Source organism: Pantoea sp. B550 (genome assembly GCF_024158165.1).
GTDB lineage: Bacteria > Pseudomonadota > Gammaproteobacteria > Enterobacterales > Enterobacteriaceae > Pantoea > Pantoea alfalfae.
In genome coordinates, this window is record NZ_JAMYXI010000003.1 from 3636047 (window position 1) to 3658379 (window position 22333).

Below are 22333 nucleotides of genomic sequence, written 5' to 3' on the forward strand. Positions count from 1 at the left end.
GGGCCTGCTGTCTCATCAGAACTGGTAAATCAGACCCAGCGCGGTGATGTCGTCGGTCGCCAGACCGAGCGGGTTGTTATCTTTCAACAGGTTGATGCGATATTCACCATAGACCGACATGTTCTTGTTGAAGTAGTAGGTGGCACCCACGGCGGTGTACTTAATAATGTCGGCATCGCCGATATTTTCAATCTCTTTGCCCTTCGATGAGACGTAACCCACGGATGGACGCAAGCCGTTCAGGAACTGATACTGCGCCACGGCTTCAAAGTTTTGCGCTTTGTTGGCGAAGCCGCCGCTAATCGGCGTGGCGTTCAGAGTTTCGCCGTACATCGCGGCCAGATACACCTGGTTCGCATCATATTTGACTGAGGTCGCCCAGTGCTGGGCTTTATCGCCTTCACCGCGTGCGGCTGCGTTCTGCGCCGTGGTGCGATCCAGGCTGGCAAATGCGCCAGCGAAGCTCAGGCCGAAATCGAAGTCATAAGACGCGGAGAGGGCAAAACCATCGCCATTGGAACGACGCACGCCGTCGATGTTACTGCTGCGGTCGTTTTTGCCCTGATACTGTGCAGCAAGGTTTAACCCGTCTACCAGACCAAAGAAATCACTGTTACGCCAGGTCAGCACGCCGGTTGAGCGGCCAGAGAGGAAGGCGTCGGTATAACCGGAATCACCGCCGAAGAACGGCAGCATATCGGTGTAACTCAGCGCGTCATAGACCAGGCCATAGTTACGTCCGTAATCCAGCGCACCGGCCTTGCCAAATTTCAGGCCAGCATAACCCAGACGGGTGCGGTTGGTAGCCTGTGCGTCACTGCCTTCGGAGTTGTGAAGGCTGTACTGATACTGCCAGAAACCATAACCGGTGAGCTGATCGGTAATCTTCGTCTCGCCCTTGAAACCAAAACGGGCATACGAAGAAGTATCGCCGTTGTTGTTATCGTCATCAGAAAAGAGGTGTGACACGTTAATCTTGCCGACCAGGTCCAGCTTATTGCCATCCTTGTTATAAATTTCTGCGGCCTGTGCGGAGGAAAGACCGATCAGTAACGGCATAATAGCCGCCAGTAAAGTGCGCTTCATCATTTAATTATTACCCTGTATTCATTAATTATTATTCCCCTGATGCGGGGTGAAATGAAAATGACACAAAAAGTTAAAATTACAAAGTGCAATAAAAGTAACAAAATGTGATGTCTATATTCAGCTAATGGATATCATCGGACAACAGAAGATTAAATGACAAGGTAATAAGATTTTCTTCTAATAAAATGCCTGAACTTTCTGTATAGATATGGTTTTTAATCAATGAGTTAAATGCCTTTTTTCGCTAAAATTCATAACTTTAAAGTATATAAATTAATCAGATAAAGCTCTGCATTAATTATAGTGAGTATTCTGATAGTGATAATTCCACAAGGATTCACTTCTAACCATTAGCCTGCATATTAATATCTGTGCATCTTTTAATAAATATTATTTCCCGCCCGATAATCACGTCAGAAATAATCCGCACGAGAATGATTAAAGCGTCATCATATTGATCATTAATTAAACGATAACAGGCGGGGAAATTAATTCGCCTGGCGTGATAAATGAAAATAGTTTGTTAAGTTTTGCCATTAACCCCTCTTTTGCCAGACGAAATCCCGCAGCTACGGCTGCACCAGTGAGAGGCAAACTGCGCTAAAAAAGGGCAAAGAATGGGTTTTTATGGAGAGATAATTTATCAGCGATCACAAAAGCGATATTTCATCCCGCGAATGCATAATTCTGCTGTTTAAAACCCGGCTTTGCCGCTTCAGTCAGAAAATTATTCACTATATATGCAAATTAAGTGAATATTGTAACCACCTAACTCATTGATATTGCGTTGTGGTAATCATTTTATGCATTAATTCTCTGGCTGGCACGTTAACTGCACTCTACAGTAGGGCTGCACTACAACATCTTTTAACAATTTTAAAACATAAGCTTTACCCGGCCGGTAAAGTAAAGCAGGAGAGTGGGTTATGGCACTGCACGTTTCGCGTCACGATTTCGATCAATGGATGATGCCGGTTTATGCACCAGCGACCTTTATACCGGTTCGCGCAGAAGGCTCGACCGTTTGGGATCAAAACGGTAAAGACTATATCGACTTTGCCGGTGGCATCGCCGTCAATGCGTTAGGGCATGCGCATCCGGCGTTACAGCAGGCGTTGCAGGAACAGGCCGCACGGTTATGGCACACCGGTAATGGCTACACCAACGAACCGATTCTGCGACTGGCGAAGCAGTTAATCGACGCCACCTTTGCAGACCGGGTGTTCTTCTGTAACTCCGGCGCGGAGGCAAACGAAGCAGCACTGAAACTGGCGCGTAAAGTCGCGCATGACCGTGCTGGCCCGCATAAAAGTGGCATCGTGGCGTTTAAAAATGCGTTTCATGGTCGCACCCTGTTTACCGTCTCAGCCGGTGGTCAGCCCGCCTACTCAAAAGATTTTGCGCCGCTGCCGCCTGAGATTCAGCATGCACCGTTTAACGATCTGGCTGCAGCTGCCGAACTGATTAATGACCATACCTGCGCCGTAATTGTTGAACCGATCCAGGGTGAGGGCGGCGTGCTGCCTGCCGATCCAGCGTTCCTGCGCGGACTGCGTGAACTCTGTGATAAGCATCAGGCCGTGCTGATTTTTGATGAAGTGCAGAGCGGCGTGGGGCGTACCGGTTCGCTTTACGCCTATATGCACTATGGCGTCACGCCGGATGTCCTCACCAGCGCCAAAGCGCTGGGTGGCGGCTTCCCGATAGGTGCGATGCTGACCCGTGACGATCTGGCGCTGGTGATGGGCGTCGGTACCCATGGCACCACCTATGGCGGCAATCCGCTCGCGGGCGCGGTTGCCGGTAAAGTGATGGAGCTGATCAACCAGCCTGACATGATGACAGGTGTCACGCAGCGCCACGAGTGGATTGTCGCGGCCCTTGATGAGATCAATCAGCGCCTGCATCTGTTTAAAGAGGTGCGCGGTCTGGGTCTGCTGATTGGCGCGGTGCTCAGCGACGACTTTGCCGGTAAAGCCAAAGAAATCAACCTTGCCGCCGCTGAGATGGGCGTGATGGTGCTGATTGCCGGGGCCAACGTGGTACGTTTTGCCCCCGCGCTGAATATCAGTGAGCAGGAAGTGAAGCTCGGCATGGCACGCTTTGCTGAGGTGTGTGCACGCCTGGTTCGAGGGTCCGCATCATGATGGTAATCCGTCCGGTTGAACGCGATGATTTAAGCCAGCTGATGGCGCTGGCCGGTAAAACCGGCGGTGGGCTGACCTCGCTGCCCGTTGATAGCGCCACCTTACAGGCGCGTATCGATCGATCGCTGCAGACCTGGGAGGATACGCTGCCGCGCGCTGAACAGGGCTATGTCTTTGTACTGGCGGACAGTGAAGATAATCGCGCTGTCGGCATCTGCGCTATCGAGGTGGCGGTCGGCCTGCAGGATCCCTGGTACAACTTTCGCGTCGGCACGCAGGTGCACGCCTCGAAAGAGCTGAATGTCTACGCCGCGCTGCCAACGCTGTCGCTGAGTAACGATCACACCGGCAGCAGTGAATTGTGTACGCTGTTTCTCGATCCCGATTACCGTGACGGCAAAAATGGTTATCTGCTCTCGAAGTCCCGTTTCCTGTTTATGGCGAACTTCCGTGAACGCTTCACCGACCGCGTGGTGGCTGAGATGCGTGGTGTCAGCGATGAGCAGGGCCATTCGCCGTTCTGGGAGAGCGTGGGCAGCCGTTTTTTCTCAATGGAATTCAGTAAAGCCGATTTCCTCAGCGGCACCGGCCAGAAATCGTTTATCGCGGAGCTGATGCCGAAACACCCGCTCTATATCGACTACCTGACGCCAGAGGCGCAGGCGGTCATCGGGCAGGTGCATCCACAAACTGCCCCTGCCCGTGCCGTGCTGGAGGCGGAAGGTTTCCGCTACCTCAACTATGTTGACATCTTTGATGGCGGCCCGACGCTGGAGTGCGATATCGACCATATCCGTGCTGTGCGCAAAAGCCGTCTGCGCAGCGCAGATCGGGGTGAAAACCCGGCTGATGCGCCGCTCTGCCTGGTTGCCAATAACCATTACCGCCAGTTCCGTGTGGCGCTGATCCCGGCCCATGCCGACAGCGACAGCGTACAGCTTACGGATGAACAGATGCGGGCGCTCCATTGCCAGCCGGGCGACAGCCTGCGCGTGGTGACGCTCTGCAAAGAGGAGAAAACAGCATGACGCACCTGATAAAGGGAGAATGGGTAGACGGTGACGCGGAGGTCCTGACCAAAGCGGATCCGGTCAGCGGCAAGACGCTATGGCAGGGCCAGGCGGCATCGGCCGCGCAGGTCACGGTGGCCTGTGACGCGGCGCGCGGCGCCTTTCCGGTCTGGGCCAGACGCCCAATGGCGGAACGGCAGGCGATCATAGAGAAATTTGCGGCCGGGCTTGAAGCGCACAAAACAGAAATGGCAGAAACCATTGCCCGTGAAACCGGCAAGCCGCGCTGGGAAGCGCTGACCGAAGTCGGCGCGATGATCAATAAAATCGGCTTTTCAGTAAAGGCGTACCATAGCCGCACCGGTGAGCAGCATGAAGGCGAAAGCTCGCTGCGCCATCGTCCCCACGGCGTGCTGGCGGTGTTTGGTCCCTATAACTTCCCCGGTCATCTGCCAAACGGTCATATCGTCCCGGCGCTGCTGGCGGGCAACTGCGTGGTCTTTAAACCCAGCGAACTGACGCCGCTGACTGCCGAAAAAACGGTTGAGATCTGGCTGGCCGCGGGCTTGCCAGCTGGCGTACTGGCGCTGTTGCAGGGCGGACGTGAAACCGGGCAGGCGCTGGCCACCTGTAGCCAGATCGACGGCCTGCTGTTTACCGGCAGCGCCCATACCGGCTATCAGCTGCATCGTCAGTTTGCCGGTCAGCCTGAGAAGATGCTGGCGCTGGAGATGGGCGGCAATAACGCTCTGATTGTAGAAGATCCGGCTGACCTGGATGCGGCCGTCAACATCACGTTGCAGTCCGCCTTTATTACCGCCGGACAGCGCTGCACCTGCGCCCGGCGTCTGCTGGTTAAACGCGGCAAGGCGGGTGATGCGTTTCTGCAGCGGCTGGTGGAGGTGGCGGGGCGACTTCAACCGGCCGCGTGGAATGCGGAGCCACAACCCTTTATGGGCAGTGTGATCTCGACCGGCGCGGCAGAGAAGATTATGAGTGAGTGGCAACGTCGGGTTGAGGCGGGCGGTGAGGTGCGGCTGGCGATGCGCTGGCCGGATCGCCACAGCGCCATTCTGACGCCAGGCATTATCGATTTGACCGACGTGCAGGGCATCCCGGATGAAGAGGTCTTTGGTCCGCTGCTGGGCGTCGTCCGCTATGACACCTTTGATGAGGCGATTGCGCTGGCGAACCAGACCCGTTACGGGCTGTCGTGCGGATTAATTTCGCCTTCGCGCCAGCAGTTTGATCAGCTGCTGCTGGAAGCACGCGCCGGCATCGTCAACTGGAACAAACCGCTGACTGGCGCAGCCAGTACCGCACCATTTGGCGGCATTGGGGCGTCGGGCAACCATCGCGCCAGTGCCTGGTATGCGGCGGATTACTGCGCCTGGCCGATGGCCTCACTGGAGACGCCGGACCTTACGTTACCCGCTACGCTGTCGCCGGGACTCGATTTCTCCGCACCGGAGACGAGATCATGAAGGCAACCGAAGCCAACTTTGATGGGCTGGTGGGATTAACACACCACTATGCCGGGCTGTCGTTTGGTAACGAAGCCTCAACCCGCAACCAGCTGCAGCCCTCGAATCCCCGTCTGGCGGCAAAGCAGGGATTGCTGAAGATGAAAGCGCTGGCCGATATGGGCTACGTGCAAGGGGTGATCCCGCCACATGAGCGGCCCAATATTGCGGCGCTGCGTCAGCTCGGATTCAGCGGCAGCGATGAGCAGGTGCTGGCGACGGCCGGGAAAACTACGCCGGGAATACTTTCCGCCTGCAGCTCCGCGTCGGCAATGTGGGTCGCCAATGCCGCTACGGTTTCGCCGTCAGCAGACAGCCTGGATGGCCGGGTTCACCTGACGGTGGCAAACCTTAACAACAAATTCCACCGGGCGATGGAAGCGCCGGAAACGGTCTGGTTGCTGCGTTCCATCTTCCGCGACGACCGCCATTTTGCCGTGCATGATGCGTTGCCGCAGGTGGCGATGTTTGGTGATGAAGGCGCGGCTAACCACAACCGGCTCGGCGGCGCCTATGGCGAGCGCGGCGTGCAGCTGTTTGTCTATGGCCGCGACAGCAGCCATGAGGGCAACGCTCCGCAACGTTACCCGGCGCGGCAGACACGTGAGGCCAGCGAGGCGGTGGCCCGTCTGCATCAGCTTTCACCCGAACGCGTGCTGTTCGCCCAGCAGAATCCTGTGGTGATCGATCAGGGTGTGTTTCATAACGATGTAATTGCGGTCAGCAACCAGCAGATGCTGTTCTGTCATCAGCACGCCTTTGTTGATCAGCCTGAACTGCTGGCGCAGCTTCGGGCGCACGTCCCCGGTTTTGTGGCACTGGAAGTGCCGGCAGATCGGGTGTCAGTGAAAGAGGCGGTAGAGACTTATCTGTTTAACAGCCAGCTACTGAGCCGTCCCGACGGCACGATGATGCTGGTGCTGCCGGAAGAGTCACGTCAGCATGCGGGCGTCTGGCGCTACCTGTGCGAACAGGTCGAAGGGGACTCGCCACTGAAAGCCCTGAAGGTATTTGATCTGCGCGAAAGCATGTATAACGGAGGGGGGCCAGCCTGCCTGCGTTTGCGGGTCGTGCTGACACCAGAGGAGCAGCAGGCAGTGAATCCGGCGGTGCTGATGAACGATCAACTCTTTAGCACACTGAATAGCTGGGTTGACCGCCATTACCGCGATCACCTGACGCAGGCCGATCTGGTCGACCCGCAGTTGCTGCGTGAGGGACGGGACGCGCTGGATGAACTGACGAAGCTGCTAGACTTAGGAAATGTATACGCATTTCAGCAGTGAAGCAGGAGGTAGAAGAGTCTGCCATCTGCTCAGGCGCAAAGGAGGAATGATGCAGGACTTTTTACAGCAAACGCTTTCCGGCGAGGTGCCGCGTAAGCGCAGTGGTGAAACGGCGCATCTTCGCTGGCAGTGGTTGTATCACGGCATACTGTTAATGGAGCCAACGGTGCCGGTTAAACAGGCGCTGGTTCTTTCCGCCGGGATCCACGGTAATGAAACCGCCCCGGTTGAAATCGTGAACCAGCTGATTAATCCCCTGCTGCGCGGTGAAAAATCGCTGCAGCAGCGCATGCTGGTGATTCTGGGTAATCCCACAGCGCTGCGGGCGGGTAAGCGCTATGTGCGCTATGACATCAACCGGCTGTTTGGCGGACGCTGGCAGCAGATTGACGATGGCGATGAGGCCCGCCGCGTGCTGCGGCTGGAGCAGACGCTGGAAACGTTCTGGCAGCTGGGCGAGTGCGATGTGACGCGCTGGCATCTCGACATGCACACGGCGATTCGCGGCTCTTATCATCCTCAGTTCGGCGTGATGCCGCACAACGAGCGCCCCTGGCCGCCTGCGTTTCTTGACTGGCTGGCCGCTGCCGGGCTGGAAGCGCTGGTTTTCCATCGCGCGCCGGGCGGCACCTTTACTCACTTCAGCTGCGAACACTTCGGTGCGGCCAGCTGTACCCTCGAGCTGGGCAAAGCGCTGCCGTTTGGCGAGAACGATCTCAGCCAGTTCAGTGCAGCACAGCAGGCGCTGGCATCTTTACTCTATGGTGAAGCCATGCCCGTCACTACCGTTAAGCCGCGCCACTATCGGGTTGCGCAGCAGATCACCCGGCTGAGTGAGCACTTCACGCTCCATATGTCGCCGGAAACGCTGAACTTTACCGCCTTTCCACAGGGGACGTTACTGGCGGAAGATGGCAACACCCGCTATTACGTGCAGCAGGCACGGGAATATGTGCTGTTCCCAAACCCCAACGTAGCAGCCGGGTTGCGTGCCGGGTTGATGCTGATAGAAGAGGGCGAACAGACTCAGGCACTGCCGGTCTGATGGCTGAACTTACCAGCGCTGTTCATGGCGCTAAAAAATCGGCAGGAAAAGCGCGAGAGAGCCTTCCGCTTTCCTGTCGTAACCCTTACACTCCTCCATGATTTCTGCGAAATTCGCTGTAAATTCATAAACGTTTTCAATTCCTCACGCCTTTCTTCTTATTCTCTTCATGATTGCCCGATTTTTATCTTTTATGCTTTCACGGCTTTACTCAGGCTCTGAGTAGTTGACGTTCAGCGTCGTATGCTTGTTTCCGAAGACGCGACAGAGTGCTGTCGTCATTATCATGAATTATAAGGACACGATTATGCGCAAACTGACTTCCCTTTTACTGGCTTCTTCGCTGGCGTTTGGTGCAGCTACCGCCGTCCATGCTGCTGCAGATAACCTGACTCCACCGCCAGCAGGCAGCGAAAAAGCACTGCATAAACCGCCAATGCGTCATGGCCCGGAGATGATGTTTAAAGGTCTGAACCTGACCGACGCGCAGAAAACGCAGATGCGTGACATCATGAAAGAGAGCCACAAAGATATGCAGCGTCCGTCGCTGGATGAGCGTCGCGCAGCCCACAGCATCATTGCCTCTGACAGCTTCGACCAGAGCAAAGCAGAAGCGCAGGCAGAAAAAATGTCCGCAAATGCGAAAGAGCATGCGCTGAAGATGCTGGAAACTCAGAACAAGCTCTATAACGTGCTGACGCCGGAACAGAAAAAACAGTACAACGCGAACTTTGAAAAGCGTCTGACGGAGAAAGGCCCGCATGATGGAAAAATGGCACCGCCAGCAGAACCGGCTGAATAACCTTAGCTAAGCCACCGGTCTGAGACCGCCCACGCTGTCCACTGAAGTAAGTGGGCAGCATCGGCGGTTTTTTTATAGCGGAAGAATCGGGTAGGCACCCGACAGAATCGGGCGGCAGAGGATTTTGTAGCCGTCGTGGTCAAAACCGCCTTTGGGCCGCTGCAGTTTTCTGGCCTCATCCATGCTGTTCACCGAACCAAGATAGAACCAGTGGTCGATGACGTGAATCTGGGTCATCTCTTTGCCTTCCTCCACCAGACCTACGGCACCCTGCCAGGGCCAGCAAAAGACCCGGACATTCTCCAGCGCTTCCAGCAGACGATCCTGATGATCGCTGACCGGCTCTTTACCGCAGCAGGCACCGGCGCAGCGGCGCAGTGCCGAACGGAAGCAGCCCCGACCCGCACTCAGCGCTTCCAGACCCAGCAGGCCATGACAGAGCTGATACTCATCCGCAAGCTGCTTCAGTCGTTCAAGCGCAGCAAAGCGACTGCGATAGAGGCCAAACAGGTTGGGAGACTGGCTGAAATCGAGATCTTTTGCGTAAACCACATTCGGTTTGCCATCGGTAATCTGTAACGAGCAGAGCTGCCGGTTTTTGCGCAGCCGCTTATTAAACAGCGGTTGCTGGGTTTTGATCATCTGCGCTTCCAGCAGCAGTGCGCCGAGATCACCTGCGGTAGGGATCCAGCTTACTCGCCGCGACTGACGCAGCATTTTCGCCTCATCAGGGGTGCGAAAATGGGACATTACCCGCGAACGCAGATTGACACTTTTACCGATGTAGAGCGGCAGTGACTCACTCTCGCCGTGAAAGGTATAGACACCAGGGTGATTCGGCAGACCTTCCAGCCATTCACGCAGGTGTTCAGGATATTGATAAATTTTATTCGCGTCGGGTTCGGGACGAAGAATGGCAGCACGTCTGGCCAAAATGAACTCCACTTACTGGTTGTCCATACAGCATAACAGGCAGGCGAAATGATCGCCAGCCGTCTGGTTAAAGACGCCGTGTCGCCAGCCAGCAGATCAGCGAACCCAGGGTAATCATCGCGACCCCCTGCCAGAAGACCAGCGGTGGCGTCAGGCCGAGCCATAGCGATCCCAGCAGGGCCGACAGCACGGGCGTGAAATACGAGGCAGTGGCCAGCAGCGTCAGGTTGCCCTGCTGAATCCCGTGGTTCCAGGCGGAGTAGGCGATAGCGGTAGAGAGTCCGACAAACAGCACCTCCAGCAGCGGAACCAGTGCAAAGGTCATCGGCGCGGCACGATCGCTAAAGACATATTTAATCCACAGCGCCATCGCGGTCAGGATAAAAAACAGCGTGACGCCGTTCGAACCCCGGGCGCAGCGGCGGGTAACGTTGTTGTAGATCGCCCAGGTCAGGGCAGCGATAAAGGCGAGTGCATAGGCGACAGGATTACGCAGCATGTTCTGCCATAACAGCGCAGGCGAGCCGCTGCCGCTGCTTTTCATTACCCAGACGATCCCCAGCAGCGACAGCAGCAGTCCGGGCCAGAGCCAGACGCGGAAACGTTGCTGATTAAATGGAATAGCCAGCACGATGGTGAGGCAGGGCCAGAGATAGTTAATCATTCCCAGCTCCAGCGACTGACTGCGATCGCTGGCCAGCCCGATCGCCAGCGCCAGAGAGATTTCATAGCCCACGAAGAGGGTCCCGCCCAGCCATAAATAGATTGCAGGCATTGCGCCGGGCTTTGGCAGGCCGCGGTTCAGGCAGAGCAGGAGCGCTGTGGTGGTATAGATCAGCGCCGCGCCGCCAGTGGCACCAAAGGCTTCACTGACGCTGCGCAGCAGGCCAACGGTGGTGCTCCATAGCAGAATGGCAATAAGTCCGATGAAAGTGGCGCGCGAAACGGTGACAGGCATGCAGCGATCAACAAGGTGAGTGAGAGAAGCCTCCCTTGTCGGGGCAAAGGAGGCGTGGAATTACTTCCAGAAGTCGTCAAATACCGTGATCGGCGGGCGACGTTTGTGCTCGGTCTTCAGATACCAGCCTTCGATGATGCGGGCGTTATCAGGATTGATGGTTTTCCCTTCCAGATAATCATCGATCATCTCGTAGGTGACACCCAGCGCCACTTCATCCTGCAGGCCAGGACGATCGTCTTCCAGATCGGCAGTCGGTTTCTTCAGGTAGAGATGCTCCGGGCAGCCAAGATGCTTCAGCAGCTGTTTGCCCTGGCGCTTGTTCAGGCGGAACAGTGGGTTGATATCAGTGCCGCCATCGCCATACTTGGTGAAGAATCCGGTGACCGCTTCTGCCGCGTGGTCGGTGCCGACCACTACCCCTTTGGTCATGCCTGCGATGCTGTATTGCGCTTTCATTCGCTCGCGCGCTTTTTCATTACCGCGCACGAAGTCGGAAAGCGTAATACCGGCTTCTTTCAGCGCGCGCTCACTGGCCAGCACCGACTCTTTGATATTGACCACCAGTGAACGGTCAGGCCCGATAAACGCCAGCGCGTCCTGACAATCCTGCTCATCCGCCTGCACACCATAGGGCAGACGCACGGCAATAAAGGTGTAGTCATTATCGCCACTCTCCTGACGCAGTTCCGTAATCGCCGTTTGCGCCAGCTTGCCTGCCAGGGTTGAATCCTGGCCGCCGCTTATTCCCAGCACCAGCGTTTTCAGTCCGCTGTGACGTTTCAGGTAGGCTTTAAGAAAATCGACGCTGACGCGCACTTCCTGGTCGGCGTCGATAGCGGGTTTCACACCCAGTGCTTCAATAATTTCCTGCTGCAGTGACATGAACTTCTCCTCAGGTCAGTGGCCTGTCGGCTTGATGCGAACGTTTTAATAAAGCTAACGTGCCTTCGCCAAAACAACAAGCTTAAGCGGCAACTGATTAAGGCTTAACATTGCGAAATCAGTGAGTTTTTACCCGCGGCAGCGGTTTTTTGGCCAGCAGGCTGAACATCAGAATTGCCATCATAAAGCAGCCAAAAATGGTGGCGCACATGCTCAGTACCGAGGTACCGCCGATGCCGGTGATCGGCACGGTAACCGCGCCCAGGGTGAACATGGTGACGCCAATCACTGCGGAGGCGCTGCCCGCGCGGTGGCCCTGACTCTGCATCGCCAGTGATGAGGCGGTGGTGGCGATCACGCCATTACTGGCGATGGTAAAGAACAGTGCCACCAGCAGTAGCGCTAACGGGGCATGTAACAGCGCGGCCAGCAGCAGCAGACTGGAGGCGACAAAGGCCAGCGTCAGCCCGCCTTTCAACACCCGATACTCGCCCCAAAGTGGACAGAGGCGGGCGCTGGTTTGCGAGGCAATGATCAGACCAAATCCGTTGGCCGCAAAACAGAAGCTGAAGGCCTGAGGCGACAGGCCATAAAGCTGTTGCAGGACAAACGGTGAGGCACCGATGTAGGCGAACATGCCGGACATCATAAATCCTTGGGTCAGGCAGAAGCCCATAAAGGGGCGATGGGTTATCACCTGACCCAGCGCTGCGTAGGCGGAGAAAATCGATCCTTTACTGCGCCGTTCTTCTGGCAGCGTTTCATGCAGCTTCCAGCGTGCCAGCAGAATCAGGAGAATGGCTATGCCGCCCAACACCATAAAGATGCCGCGCCAGTTGACTATCGTCATCAGCACACCGCCCAGTACCGGTGCGCCAATCGGTGCCAGGCCGTTGACCAGCATCAGCAGCGCGAAGAAACGCGTCAGCTCATGACCGCTGTACATATCTCGCGCAATCGCCCGTGACAATACCGCACCACCTGCACCGGCCAGTCCCTCGAACAGTCGTGCCAGCAGCAGCTGGTTAATATCCTGCGCCAGTGCACAGCCCATCGAGGCGATAAACAGCAGCCCCAGTGACAGGGTCAGCGGACGCAGGCGGCCGAACTTATCGCTCATTGGACCAAACAGCAGCTGTCCAACGCCCAGACCCAACAGACCGGCGGTAAGACTTAGCTGCGAGGTTGCGGTTTCAGTGTGCAGATCCTGCGCCATTTGTGGCAGGGCAGGCAGATAGAGATCGATGCAGAGCGGGCCCAGTGCGGCCAGCAGGCCGAGCGTAATGGCGTAAACCAGGCGGTTGGCGTGTACAGGGGTCATTTATCCTCGGATTCGTCAGCGATGGGGTGAACAGAAAGCAGGTAAGTCAGTAAATTACAGAGACCCGTTACGCAGCTATCACACTGATCAACGCCCTCATAGATGATGGCCGATGAGTCTGAAAACGGGTCGTTACGGCGTGTCTGTTTTGCGGGGAAGTATACGTCTGCGTTGACAGCAAAACAGCCTTCTTTACGATATCCTGACGTTTACCATGCCACGAATTGTTACTCATAAACTTGATAAATCAGCATTTATGTTCCAGGCTTGTTTCCACATGGACAATAAATGAGGAACAACAAGATGAATAAAGTGATGGGATGTATCGCTGCGGCGCTGACGCTGGCTGCACTGTCTGGTTGTACGACTTACGATCGTGCTGAAAGCTACGTGACTAAGCCAGTTGTTAAGGATGTTAAAAAAGGTATGACCCGTGATCAGGTTCGTCAGATCGCCGGTACGCCGTCTACTGAAATCACCATGGTTCACGCGCGCGGCACCTGCCAGACTTACGTACTGGGCCAGCGCGACGGTAAAGCACAGACTTACTTCGTGAGCTACAACGATACTGGCCGTGTGATGAACTACGGCTTCCAGAGCTGTGCGGAATATGACACCGATCCGCAGGTTCAGCAGTAACACGTAGCACTCCTGAATAGCAAACGGCCCGTCGTCATGACGGGCCGTTTTTCGTTGTGGCGCGGACTACAATCCTGCCGGACGTGGCACCTCAACATAATCACCGTCTATCTGCCGCTGGTAGTAGTGGCCGTCCTGCACATAAAAACGTTTACCATTAAAGTCGAGTACCCGCATTTCATTGCTGACCCGCGACCCGGCTGGCGGTTCGACCACCACATATTCATCCCCGTGACGCTGATAATAACTGCCGTTCAGCAGGTAGTAGGTCAGTCCGCCAATCAGCACCGCGGTAGCGGCTTCAGGTAAAAAACGCACCGGGCCAGGACCGCCCCAGTGGGGGCCGGGTCCGCCATGTCGACCCCATCCACCCGGGCCCCAGTCGCCAGGGTGGGCGAAAGCCAGCGCGGGCGTCAACAGCGCCAGCGTCAGAAGCGAGGCAATAATTTTTTTCATCGGATGTCCTCCTCATAAGACTGGATGCAGAATTCGCTTTTTGCCGGGCAAAGACAAGCATTAAAGCGGCGATTTTTCGCCTGTTTACCATGCTTAACGCTTTCTTAACGGCGTCGCCATCAATGGGGAGGATTATGGAGAGGCAGAGTGGAAATAACCTGGCGCGGGCGCGCCAGGCTTACAGCAGATTAACGATGCGCCAGCTCGGCGTTGTCGTCACTTTCCAGTACGCGCTTATCGGTCAGACCTAACCAGCGGCTGGTCAGGGAACCGGCGGTCATGGAACCGTTAACGTTCAGTGCCGTACGACCCATATCAATCAGCGGCTCAATGGAGATCAGCAGCGCCACCAGGGTAACAGGCAGGCCCATTGCAGGCAGAACAATCAGGGCGGCAAAGGTGGCACCACCGCCGACACCGGCCACGCCTGCGGAGCTCAGCGTCACTATCCCAACCAGGGTGGCAATCCACAGCGGATCAAACGGGTTGATTCCAACCGTTGGCGCAACCATCACGGCCAGCATGGTTGGATAGAGACCGGCACAGCCATTCTGTCCAATTGTGGCACCAAAGGAGGCCGCGAAGCTGGCAATCGAATCAGGTACGCCCAGACGACGGGTCTGCGTCTCTACGCTCAGTGGAATGCTCGCTGCGCTGGAGCGGCTGGTGAAGGCGAAGGTGATCACCGGCCACACTTTACGGAAGAAGCGCAGCGGGTTGATGCCATTCACCGACAGCAGCAGGGCGTGAACACCAAACATGATGGCCAGACCCAGGTAAGAGGCGACCACAAAGCTGCCCAGCTTGATGATGTCCTGCAGGTTAGAACCGGCAACCACTTTGGTCATCAGCGCCAGCACACCGTAGGGGGTCAGCTTCATTACCAGACGAACCAGCTTCATAACCCACGACTGCAGCGTATCAATTGCGACCAGCACGCGCTGACCTTTCACTTCATCATCTTTCAGCAACTGCAGGGCAGCGACACCCAGGAAGGCGGCAAAGATGACGACGCTGATAATGGAGGTTGGACTGGCGCCGGTCAGATCGGCAAACGGGTTTTTCGGGATAAAGGAGAGCACCAGCTGGGGCACGCTCAGGTCAGAGACCTTGCCGACATAGTTGCTCTGGATCGCACTCAGACGCGCGGTTTCCTGCACACCCTGTACCAGACCTTCCGCGCTCAGACCAAACAGGCCGGTCACGAACACGCCAACCAGCGCCGAAATTGCGGTGGTAAACAGCAGTACACCAATGGTCAGTACGCTGATTTTCCCCAGTGACGAGGCATTATGCAGACGGGCAACCGCGCTCAGAATTGAAACGAACACCAGCGGCATCACCACCATCTGCAGCAACTGGACATAGCCATTACCGATGATGTTAAACCAGCTGATAGACTCTTTTACCACTGCGCTGTTTTCGCCGTAGATCAACTGCAAAACCAGGCCGAACAGCACGCCGATCACCAGACCGGTCAGCACTTTTTTCGACAGGCTCCAGTTCTGACGGCTGAAGCGGGAGAGTAATACCAGCAGCACCACAAAGGCCACGATATTAAGCGTAAGAGGAAGGTCCATGCTGAAACTCCAGAGTAATGCGGCTTTCCCACCCGGGAAAGCCGCATAATGTTAATCACGAATTAAGACAGCAGGAATGGTAACAGCAGGTGCAGAGGGTGCCTTATATCCAAATGGCATGGTTTATAACTTAATGGTGTTTTGTGCGGATTTATTGCGCAGTATGACTGGAAATTAATCGACTGACGCCATTTTGTAGCGTATCAAACAGCTGAGCCGGCCAGCCGTTTGCACCAAAATATGGCATGCCGACCGGGAACCACAGCGCATAGCCGACCAGTCCCAGACACAATGCCCGCTCAAGCTGGTTTCCTTTCTGACTGCGCAGAATCGGCAGGCGGAAGCGCCAGCGGCAGGGCCATAGCAGCGGAACACCGGCGGGTGTCAGCATATCGGCCACAATATGACTGAGGTAGCCCAGCGTCAGACCCTGTAGTACGTCTGCCGGTATTGGCGACGACTGGGGCAGGTTTATCTGAAAAAGCCATAAACCGGCGGCCACCGCCAGCAGGCTATGGGTAAAGCCCCGATGACCGAACGCGCGCGCAATAGGATGAGAAAGCCAGCGTAGTCGCTGTCCCAGCAAAGATTTGGGGTGGTCGATATCGGGCAACAGACATGTCAGCAGGGCTGAGGGAACAAGATGCCACCAGTCGGCCTGCGCCAGTACGGGTGTCAGCTCAGCACGCTTCGCAAAGATAGCGCTGGCAATGGCAAAAATAATGTGGCCTTCGCCCGTCATGATAGAACCTGGTTGCAAAGAAAGCTGTCGATGCATCCAGTATAGGGATTTATCCAGTAAATGAGAACATGTGACGCTGTAACGAAGCATGAATATTTTTAACAAGGCGGACAGCGATGAAACACTGCCCGCCCGTTCTGCCAGAAAGATTAACGTGCCAGCCAGCCGCCATCTACCGCCAGGGTATAGCCATTCACGTAGTCAGATGCGGAAGAGGCCAGGAAAACTACCGGCCCCATCATGTCATCAGGCACGCCCCAGCGGCCTGCCGGAATACGCCCCAGAATCTCTTCACTACGCGACTCATCATTGCGAAGCTGTTCCGTATTGTTGGTGGCCATGTAACCGGGAGCGATGGCATTGACGTTAATGCCATGTTTTGCCCACTCGTTCGCCATCAGACGGGTCAGACCCATCACGGCACTTTTCGACGCCGTATAAGAGGGCACCCGGATACCGCCCTGGAAGGAGAGCATGGAGGCGATATTGATGATCTTGCCGCCATTACCCTGCGCGATAAACTGACGGGCAACCTGCTGCGACAGGAAAAACAGGCTCTTGCTGTTAAGATTCATCACGTCATCCCAGTCCTGCTCGCTGAAATTCAGTGCGTCCTCACGGCGGATAATGCCGGCATTGTTGACCAGAATGTCAATTTTACCGGCAGCGGCCAGCGCCTGTTCAACCACTGAGGCCACCACGCTGGTCTGCATCAGATCGGCCTGCACCGGCCAGAACCGGCGACCCAGCGCCTCCACTTTACTTTGGGTATCATCCGGGCCATCACGGTTAACGCCGACGATATCACAACCCGCCTGGGCCAGGCCCAGCGCCATACCTTGCCCTAAACCGGTATTACAGCCGGTCACCAGCGCGACTTTACCTTCCAGGTTAAACGTACTCAGTATCATGGTATTTCTCCTCTGCTCAGCGCAGTTCACTGATTTTGACGTGGTCCATGTCATCAAAGACCTGATTCTCACCCACCATGCCCCAGATAAAGGTGTAACGCTGGGTGCCGACACCGGCGTGAATTGACCAGCTGGGTGAGATCACCGCCTGCTCGTTGTGTACCAGCAGATGGCGGGTTTGCTGCGGTTGCCCCATCATGTGGAAGACGGCGCACTCTTCGCTCATATCGAAGTAGAAATAGACTTCCATGCGGCGTTCGTGGGTGTGGCAGGGCATGGTGTTCCACAGGCTGCCTTCATCCAGTCTGGTTAAGCCCATGGTGAGCTGGCAGGTGGGCAACACATCCGGCACGATAAATTTGTTAATGGTGCGGCGATTAGAGGTCGCGGCATCACCCAGCGTCGCGGTTGCTGCGTCCTGCAGCGTGATTTTCTTGTCCGGGAAGGTGCTGTGTGCTGGCGCACTGTTGTAATAGAATTTGGCCGGCTGTGCAGGGTTCAGGCTGCGGAACTGCAGGTTGCGCGCACCTTTGCCGATGTAAAGCGCCTCTTCGTGACCGATCTCCCAGGCTTTACCGTCAACCTCGACCAGACCCGGGCCGCCAATGTTGATCATGCCCAGCTCGCGGCGTTCAAGAAAGTAACTGACGCCCAGCTGTTTTCCCATCTCATCACCGATAATGACTGGCTTATTAACCGGCATCACGCCGCCAATGATGATGCGGTCGATGTGGCTGTAGGTCAGGGTGTAATTGTCAGCGGAAAAAATCGTTTCAATCAGAAACTCGCGGCGCAGCGCGTCAGTGTCGAGTTGTTTAGCGTGATCGCTGTGAATGCTTTGGCGAATGTCCATCTCAGGCCTCTCTGCAGGTCAGGTTATTCATGCCCCGAATGGGGACGCTTCGGGCATCTTAGGCAGAGCGGGAGGGGAATTCAATAAAAATGAAACGTTGTTTTATTTTTTGCGGGGTAGATCAACTGGCAGGCGCAGTGGGCAAAAAAAAGCCCGCTATGCGCGGGCTGTTTATTATCCCTGCAGATGCTGCAGGCTAAGCTGTGTCAGATTGTCCAGCCGGACATCCGCCAGCGCCCAGCGCGGATCGTCACGGTGTTCAGCGGCGGGTACCACAATCGACCGCATGCGGGCCGCTTTGGTCGCGATCATGCCATTAAACGAATCTTCCAGCGTGACGCAGTTGAGCGGATCGATCGCAAGGCTGGCGGCGGCGTTGAGATAGACCTGCGGATGGGGCTTGCTGTAGGGCAGCGCTTCTGCTGAAGACAGCACATCAAAATAAGGGCGCAGATTGAAGATTTCCAGCACCTGTTCCAGCATCTTTAGCGGCGATGCGGAGGCCAGGCCGATTTTCAGCCCATGTTCCCGGCACAGTTGCAGTGCCGTTTCCACGCCCGGCAGCAGTGGCCGCGTCTGATCCACCAGCGTCATGGCGCGCGTAATAATCCGCTCAGTGACCTCCTGCTGAGAGGGGCCATGCCACGGCAGCGTTTCGTACCACATCCGCACAGTCTGATCGATACGCAGGCCAAGGGTATCGGGCATTTCACTGCGGCGTGACAGGTCAACGTCCAGCGTTGAAAAGATATCCAGCTCAGCCTGATCCCATAGCGGTTCAGAATCGATCAGTAAGCCATCCATATCAAACAGGGCAGCAAGGACAGGGCGGTGCCAGGCCATCAGCGGTCTCCTTATAAATAAAGTCGGTTTAACCATAACATCATTCTCTGCTGACGCCTGCTTCATCCTATTGACCACGCTTTATTTGGGAAATTTCTCTGTTGGCAGGTAGACTGACGGCAAATTGGATTCCAGGTTCAGGAGATATTATGACCTATCAACAGGCTGGCCGTATCGCCATCCTTAAGCGCGTGGTGGGCTGGGTGCTCTTTTTAGTGGCACTCCTGTCGACCATTATCTCAGTATTGAGCTTTATGTTTAAGCACAGCGAGAAGCAGCCAGGTATTGACGCCGTTATGCTTGATTTCGTGCATGTCATTGTCGATATGCTGCGCTTCAACACGCCGTTCCTGAACGTTTTCTGGCATAACTCGCCGGTACCGGAATTTAATGGTCAGATGAACCTGGGTTTCTGGCTGATCTACATTCTGATTTTTGTCGGACTGGCGCTGGAGTCATCAGGCGCGCGGATGGGACGGCAGGCACGTCACGTCAAAGAGGGCATTGAAGATCAGATGATTCTGGAGCAGGCAAAGGGCAGTGAAGGACGCAGCCGTCAGCAACTGGAAGAGAAGGTGCGCGTTCCTCGCCACACCATCTTCCTGCAGATTTTCCCGCTTTACGTCCTGCCAGTGGTGATTGCGATAGCCGGATATTTTGCGCTGTCGCTGCTGGGCTTTATCTGACCGTGAACGCCGTCAGGCCGGTCTGGCCTGACGGGTGCCGAGCGCATCTTCATCCAGCAACTGGCCAATGGCGAACTGCGCATCGCCAGGCCAGTGTCCGCCAAACACGTTAGCCCGATTCAGCAGATAGTAGAGCTGGTAGACCGGCAGACGCTGCGAAAAACCATCCGGTAGCGGCCACACCGCCTGATAGCCATCGTAAATCTGGCGGGGCAGGTCAGGATACCAGCTCAGCATGGCTAAATCGCACTCACGGTCACCCCAGTAACAGGCGGGATCGAACAGCCAGGGGCCACTGTCACTGCTGGCGCAGTTAGCGGGCCAGAGATCGCCATGCAGCAGCGATGGCTGCGGATGATGTGACGCAAGCACCCGCTGCACGGAGGCGATGATCAGCTCGGTATCCCCGTACTGAATCCCCTTTTCGGCCGCCAGCTGCAGCTGCCAGCCAATGCGCTGTTCGGCAAAAAAGACCGACCAGCGTCGCAGCCAGCTATTAGGCTGGGGCGTGGTGGTGATGTTGTTGTCGAAATCGAGGCCGAACTGCGTCTGTTCGCTCCACTGGTGCAGGTGCGCCAGCTGCTGACCCAGCTGATATGCACGCTGCTCATCAAGCGGCTGTGGCCTGATGTACTCCAGCAAGAGAAAGCTCTCCTCGCGATGATGACCCACACCATACACTTCTGGCACACGAACCGTGCCGGTGCGCGCCAGCAAGGCAAGCTGGTCGGCTTCCCAGGTAAAAAGCGACAGCATCTCGCGGCTGTTACTTTTGACGAAGACATCGTGGTCACCGTAGCGAATATGCCAGGTGGGATGGATATCACCACCCGCAAGGGCGTGACGTTGAGTGATTTCGGCGTTGCCTAACTGCTCGCTTAACAGACGACTGATGGCTGACCACATAGGGCTATCCTCGTTGTTCGCTGCGTAAGTCCGATGCTGATGCCTGAATATTCACCAAAACCAGCGTGATTGCACCTTTTATTCTGGCGCGGAGGTGGCGGGGCGATGACTGGGAGTGTCCCGCAGATACTCTTCAAAGGTCATGACAGTCACATCCGGTTTCTGACCCAGTGCGTTTTCACCGGCAGCCGCAACCTGCTGTCGCAGATCCTCAGCGTCCAGCGTACTGACGATGCCATAACTGTTCGTGCCCAGTTCATGGGGATGGCCGTTTTCATCAGCCAGCGTGGTGGTGAAACCGGCGGCGGTCATCGCGCTGGTCAGCTCCAGGATGTCACTTAATCCCGACTCCTGATAATGAAAGGTCACGATATAACGGGTTAAGGCCGTATTGCTCATGAGGCACCTCCGGGAAAGAGAAACTGAACTGAGCGTAGACTATGGTGAAAATTCAGGCGAATTATGAAAGAGATGCTAAATGTCTGTCGTGACGCATAACGTAAATCAGTGTCAGGAGCCCTGCCATTGACGTAAAAATCTTTCTGCCGTTACGTCTGGCTTTTCATCTGGGCAGCACTATAATGCGCGACGTTAATAAGATGAGTCCCAATTAACATGGGTTGTCAGGGTGATTCTAGGCATTTTGTGTAAGTTAATAATTTTTTACAAAACTTACCGTAAATTGCATTGAATGCCGGGCAAAACGCTTCAGACTCTCCGTTTTTTAAACAGTCGCACGGATCACATTTAATGAAAGCCTATAACAAGCTGTCTGCTGTTCTTTTGCTCTCCGCCGGAGCGTTTTGTCACCAGGCACTGGCCGATAACGCCGTATTCACCTCAATGGATGACCCTTCCACGGCTAAGAAGCCATTTGAAGGCTCTGCTGCTGCGGGATACCTGGCGCAAACCGGTAACACCACCAGTTCATCAATGACGGCTCAGACCAATATGACCTGGTATCAGTCATCTATGGCCTACAGCTTGTGGGGTAACGCAGCGAACACCTCGTCAAATGATGAACGCTCTTCAGAGACGTACAACATCGGTGGTCGTTCACGCTATAACCTCAACTCCTATGACTACCTGTTTGGGCAGGCGAGCTGGTTAAGCGATCGTTTCAATGGTTATGATTCACGTGACGTGCTGACTGCCGGTTACGGTCGTCAGATTCTGAATGGTCCGGTGCACTCGCTGCGTGCGGAATTGGGTCCGGGTGTGCGTTATGACGATTACCACGCTGGCGGTCATCAGACCAAGGCGCTGGGCTATGGCGCAGTGAGCTATCAGTGGCAGTTGACCGACACCACCAAATTTATTCAGGGCGTATCCGTGCTGAGCAGCTTTGGTGAAGACACCACAGTGAACTCCGAAACCGGCCTGCAGGTCGCTATCAATAGCCACTTCGCGCTGAAGCTGGCTTACAACGTCACCTGGAACAACAATCCGGCTGAGTCTGCGCCAGATCGTACCGACACCAAAACCTCAATCATGCTCTCTTACGCAATGTAAGCGCATTTTAAACTGCGGCATGCCTGGCGGTCTGACACTGTGTGTCAGGCCGCTTTTTTTTGTTCGCTCCATGGCTTAGCGAAAAGGGGATGGTTTTTCTCGTCGGCGAAAACTGCTATCATCCGCTACGCACTGCAATCCTGGCGACATTCCGACAATGTGGGTCTGATATCACGCCAGGTCACTCATTTTACATTACGTTGCAT

22 protein-coding genes are annotated in these 22333 nt (G+C 55.6%); 9 read left to right on the forward strand and 13 right to left on the reverse strand.

What is annotated here, in order from left to right; genetic code table 11:
* Positions 1-15 precede the first annotated feature (15 nt).
* Positions 16-1089 (reverse strand): porin, encoded by a 1074-nt coding sequence (locus NIM72_RS20040; RefSeq protein WP_161736837.1) that lies wholly within the window; start codon positions 1087-1089, stop codon positions 16-18.
* A 926-nt stretch (positions 1090-2015) separates the two neighbouring features.
* Here NIM72_RS20040 and NIM72_RS20045 point away from each other — a divergent pair.
* From NIM72_RS20045 to spy, 6 genes are all read left to right on the forward strand, one after another.
* Positions 2016-3236, forward strand: a complete 1221-nt coding sequence (locus NIM72_RS20045; protein WP_161735864.1) for an aspartate aminotransferase family protein — start codon at positions 2016-2018, stop codon at positions 3234-3236.
* Complete coding sequence (astA, locus tag NIM72_RS20050; protein WP_161735862.1) at positions 3233-4264, forward strand: arginine N-succinyltransferase; 1032 nt, start codon at positions 3233-3235, stop codon at positions 4262-4264. The genes NIM72_RS20045 and astA overlap by 4 nt, the downstream gene beginning before the upstream one ends.
* Entirely contained in the window at positions 4261-5730 is a 1470-nt protein-coding gene (gene astD, locus NIM72_RS20055; RefSeq protein ID WP_253421732.1) for a succinylglutamate-semialdehyde dehydrogenase, read from the forward strand. The genes astA and astD overlap by 4 nt, the downstream gene beginning before the upstream one ends.
* Positions 5727-7055, forward strand: coding sequence for an N-succinylarginine dihydrolase (astB, locus tag NIM72_RS20060; protein ID WP_253421733.1), 1329 nt, complete (start codon positions 5727-5729; stop codon positions 7053-7055). The genes astD and astB overlap by 4 nt, the downstream gene beginning before the upstream one ends.
* Positions 7056-7104: 49 nt before the next feature.
* Entirely contained in the window at positions 7105-8100 is a 996-nt protein-coding gene (gene astE, locus NIM72_RS20065; RefSeq protein ID WP_253422146.1) for a succinylglutamate desuccinylase, read from the forward strand.
* Between the two features lie 307 nt (positions 8101-8407).
* Entirely contained in the window at positions 8408-8902 is a 495-nt protein-coding gene (gene spy, locus NIM72_RS20070) for an ATP-independent periplasmic protein-refolding chaperone Spy (RefSeq protein ID WP_161735856.1), read from the forward strand.
* Between the two features lie 72 nt (positions 8903-8974).
* Here spy and cho read toward each other — a convergent pair whose 3' ends face one another.
* The 4 genes from cho to NIM72_RS20090 form a co-directional block, all read right to left on the reverse strand.
* Complete coding sequence (gene cho, locus NIM72_RS20075) at positions 8975-9835, reverse strand: excinuclease Cho (RefSeq protein WP_161735854.1); 861 nt, start codon at positions 9833-9835, stop codon at positions 8975-8977.
* A gap of 67 nt (positions 9836-9902) precedes the next feature.
* Positions 9903-10793, reverse strand: coding sequence for an aromatic amino acid DMT transporter YddG (gene yddG, locus NIM72_RS20080; RefSeq protein ID WP_253421734.1), 891 nt, complete (start codon positions 10791-10793; stop codon positions 9903-9905).
* Between the two features lie 60 nt (positions 10794-10853).
* Complete coding sequence (nadE, locus tag NIM72_RS20085) at positions 10854-11678, reverse strand: ammonia-dependent NAD(+) synthetase (RefSeq protein WP_222924118.1); 825 nt, start codon at positions 11676-11678, stop codon at positions 10854-10856.
* Positions 11679-11796: 118 nt separating this feature from the next.
* Positions 11797-12999 carry a multidrug effflux MFS transporter gene (locus tag NIM72_RS20090; protein WP_253421735.1) on the reverse strand — a complete coding sequence of 401 codons (1203 nt, stop codon included), beginning with the start codon at positions 12997-12999 and terminating at the stop codon, positions 11797-11799.
* 303 nt (positions 13000-13302) lie between these two features.
* Between NIM72_RS20090 and osmE the strand changes: the two genes are divergently transcribed.
* A complete protein-coding gene (gene osmE / locus NIM72_RS20095) occupies positions 13303-13638 on the forward strand; it encodes an osmotically-inducible lipoprotein OsmE (protein ID WP_010245718.1) in 336 nt (111 codons plus the stop codon).
* Between the two features lie 66 nt (positions 13639-13704).
* Here the strand turns inward: osmE and NIM72_RS20100 are convergent, their stop codons facing one another.
* The 6 genes from NIM72_RS20100 to hxpB all read right to left on the reverse strand — a co-directional run bounded on the left by NIM72_RS20100 (position 13705) and on the right by hxpB (position 19023).
* Positions 13705-14094 (reverse strand): DUF6515 family protein, encoded by a 390-nt coding sequence (locus NIM72_RS20100; protein WP_222924116.1) that lies wholly within the window; start codon positions 14092-14094, stop codon positions 13705-13707.
* A 188-nt stretch (positions 14095-14282) separates the two neighbouring features.
* Positions 14283-15674: an L-cystine transporter gene (locus NIM72_RS20105; RefSeq protein WP_161735845.1), complete on the reverse strand. Its 1392-nt coding sequence runs from the start codon at positions 15672-15674 to the stop codon at positions 14283-14285.
* 151 nt (positions 15675-15825) lie between these two features.
* Positions 15826-16416 (reverse strand): metal-dependent hydrolase, encoded by a 591-nt coding sequence (locus NIM72_RS20110; RefSeq protein WP_161735843.1) that lies wholly within the window; start codon positions 16414-16416, stop codon positions 15826-15828.
* Between the two features lie 149 nt (positions 16417-16565).
* On the reverse strand, positions 16566-17327 hold the full coding sequence (gene kduD / locus NIM72_RS20115) for a 2-dehydro-3-deoxy-D-gluconate 5-dehydrogenase KduD (protein ID WP_253421738.1): 762 nt from the start codon (positions 17325-17327) through the stop codon (positions 16566-16568).
* Positions 17328-17343: 16 nt separating this feature from the next.
* Positions 17344-18180 (reverse strand): 5-dehydro-4-deoxy-D-glucuronate isomerase, encoded by an 837-nt coding sequence (kduI, locus tag NIM72_RS20120; RefSeq protein ID WP_161735841.1) that lies wholly within the window; start codon positions 18178-18180, stop codon positions 17344-17346.
* Positions 18181-18354: 174 nt separating this feature from the next.
* A complete protein-coding gene (gene hxpB, locus NIM72_RS20125) occupies positions 18355-19023 on the reverse strand; it encodes a hexitol phosphatase HxpB (protein ID WP_161735839.1) in 669 nt (222 codons plus the stop codon).
* A 149-nt stretch (positions 19024-19172) separates the two neighbouring features.
* Between hxpB and NIM72_RS20130 the strand changes: the two genes are divergently transcribed.
* A complete protein-coding gene (locus tag NIM72_RS20130) occupies positions 19173-19709 on the forward strand; it encodes a YniB family protein (RefSeq protein WP_013357676.1) in 537 nt (178 codons plus the stop codon).
* 12 nt (positions 19710-19721) lie between these two features.
* Here the strand turns inward: NIM72_RS20130 and NIM72_RS20135 are convergent, their stop codons facing one another.
* Together NIM72_RS20135 and ghoS are read right to left on the reverse strand one after the other, a co-directional pair.
* Complete coding sequence (locus NIM72_RS20135; protein WP_161735837.1) at positions 19722-20615, reverse strand: fructosamine kinase family protein; 894 nt, start codon at positions 20613-20615, stop codon at positions 19722-19724.
* 78 nt (positions 20616-20693) lie between these two features.
* Positions 20694-21014 (reverse strand): type V toxin-antitoxin system endoribonuclease antitoxin GhoS, encoded by a 321-nt coding sequence (gene ghoS / locus NIM72_RS20140; RefSeq protein ID WP_161735836.1) that lies wholly within the window; start codon positions 21012-21014, stop codon positions 20694-20696.
* 351 nt (positions 21015-21365) lie between these two features.
* Between ghoS and NIM72_RS20145 the strand changes: the two genes are divergently transcribed.
* The gene (locus tag NIM72_RS20145) at positions 21366-22127 is read left to right on the forward strand and encodes a YdiY family protein (protein WP_161735834.1); all 762 of its coding nucleotides are present in this window, start codon (positions 21366-21368) and stop codon (positions 22125-22127) included.
* Positions 22128-22333: the final 206 nt, after the last annotated feature.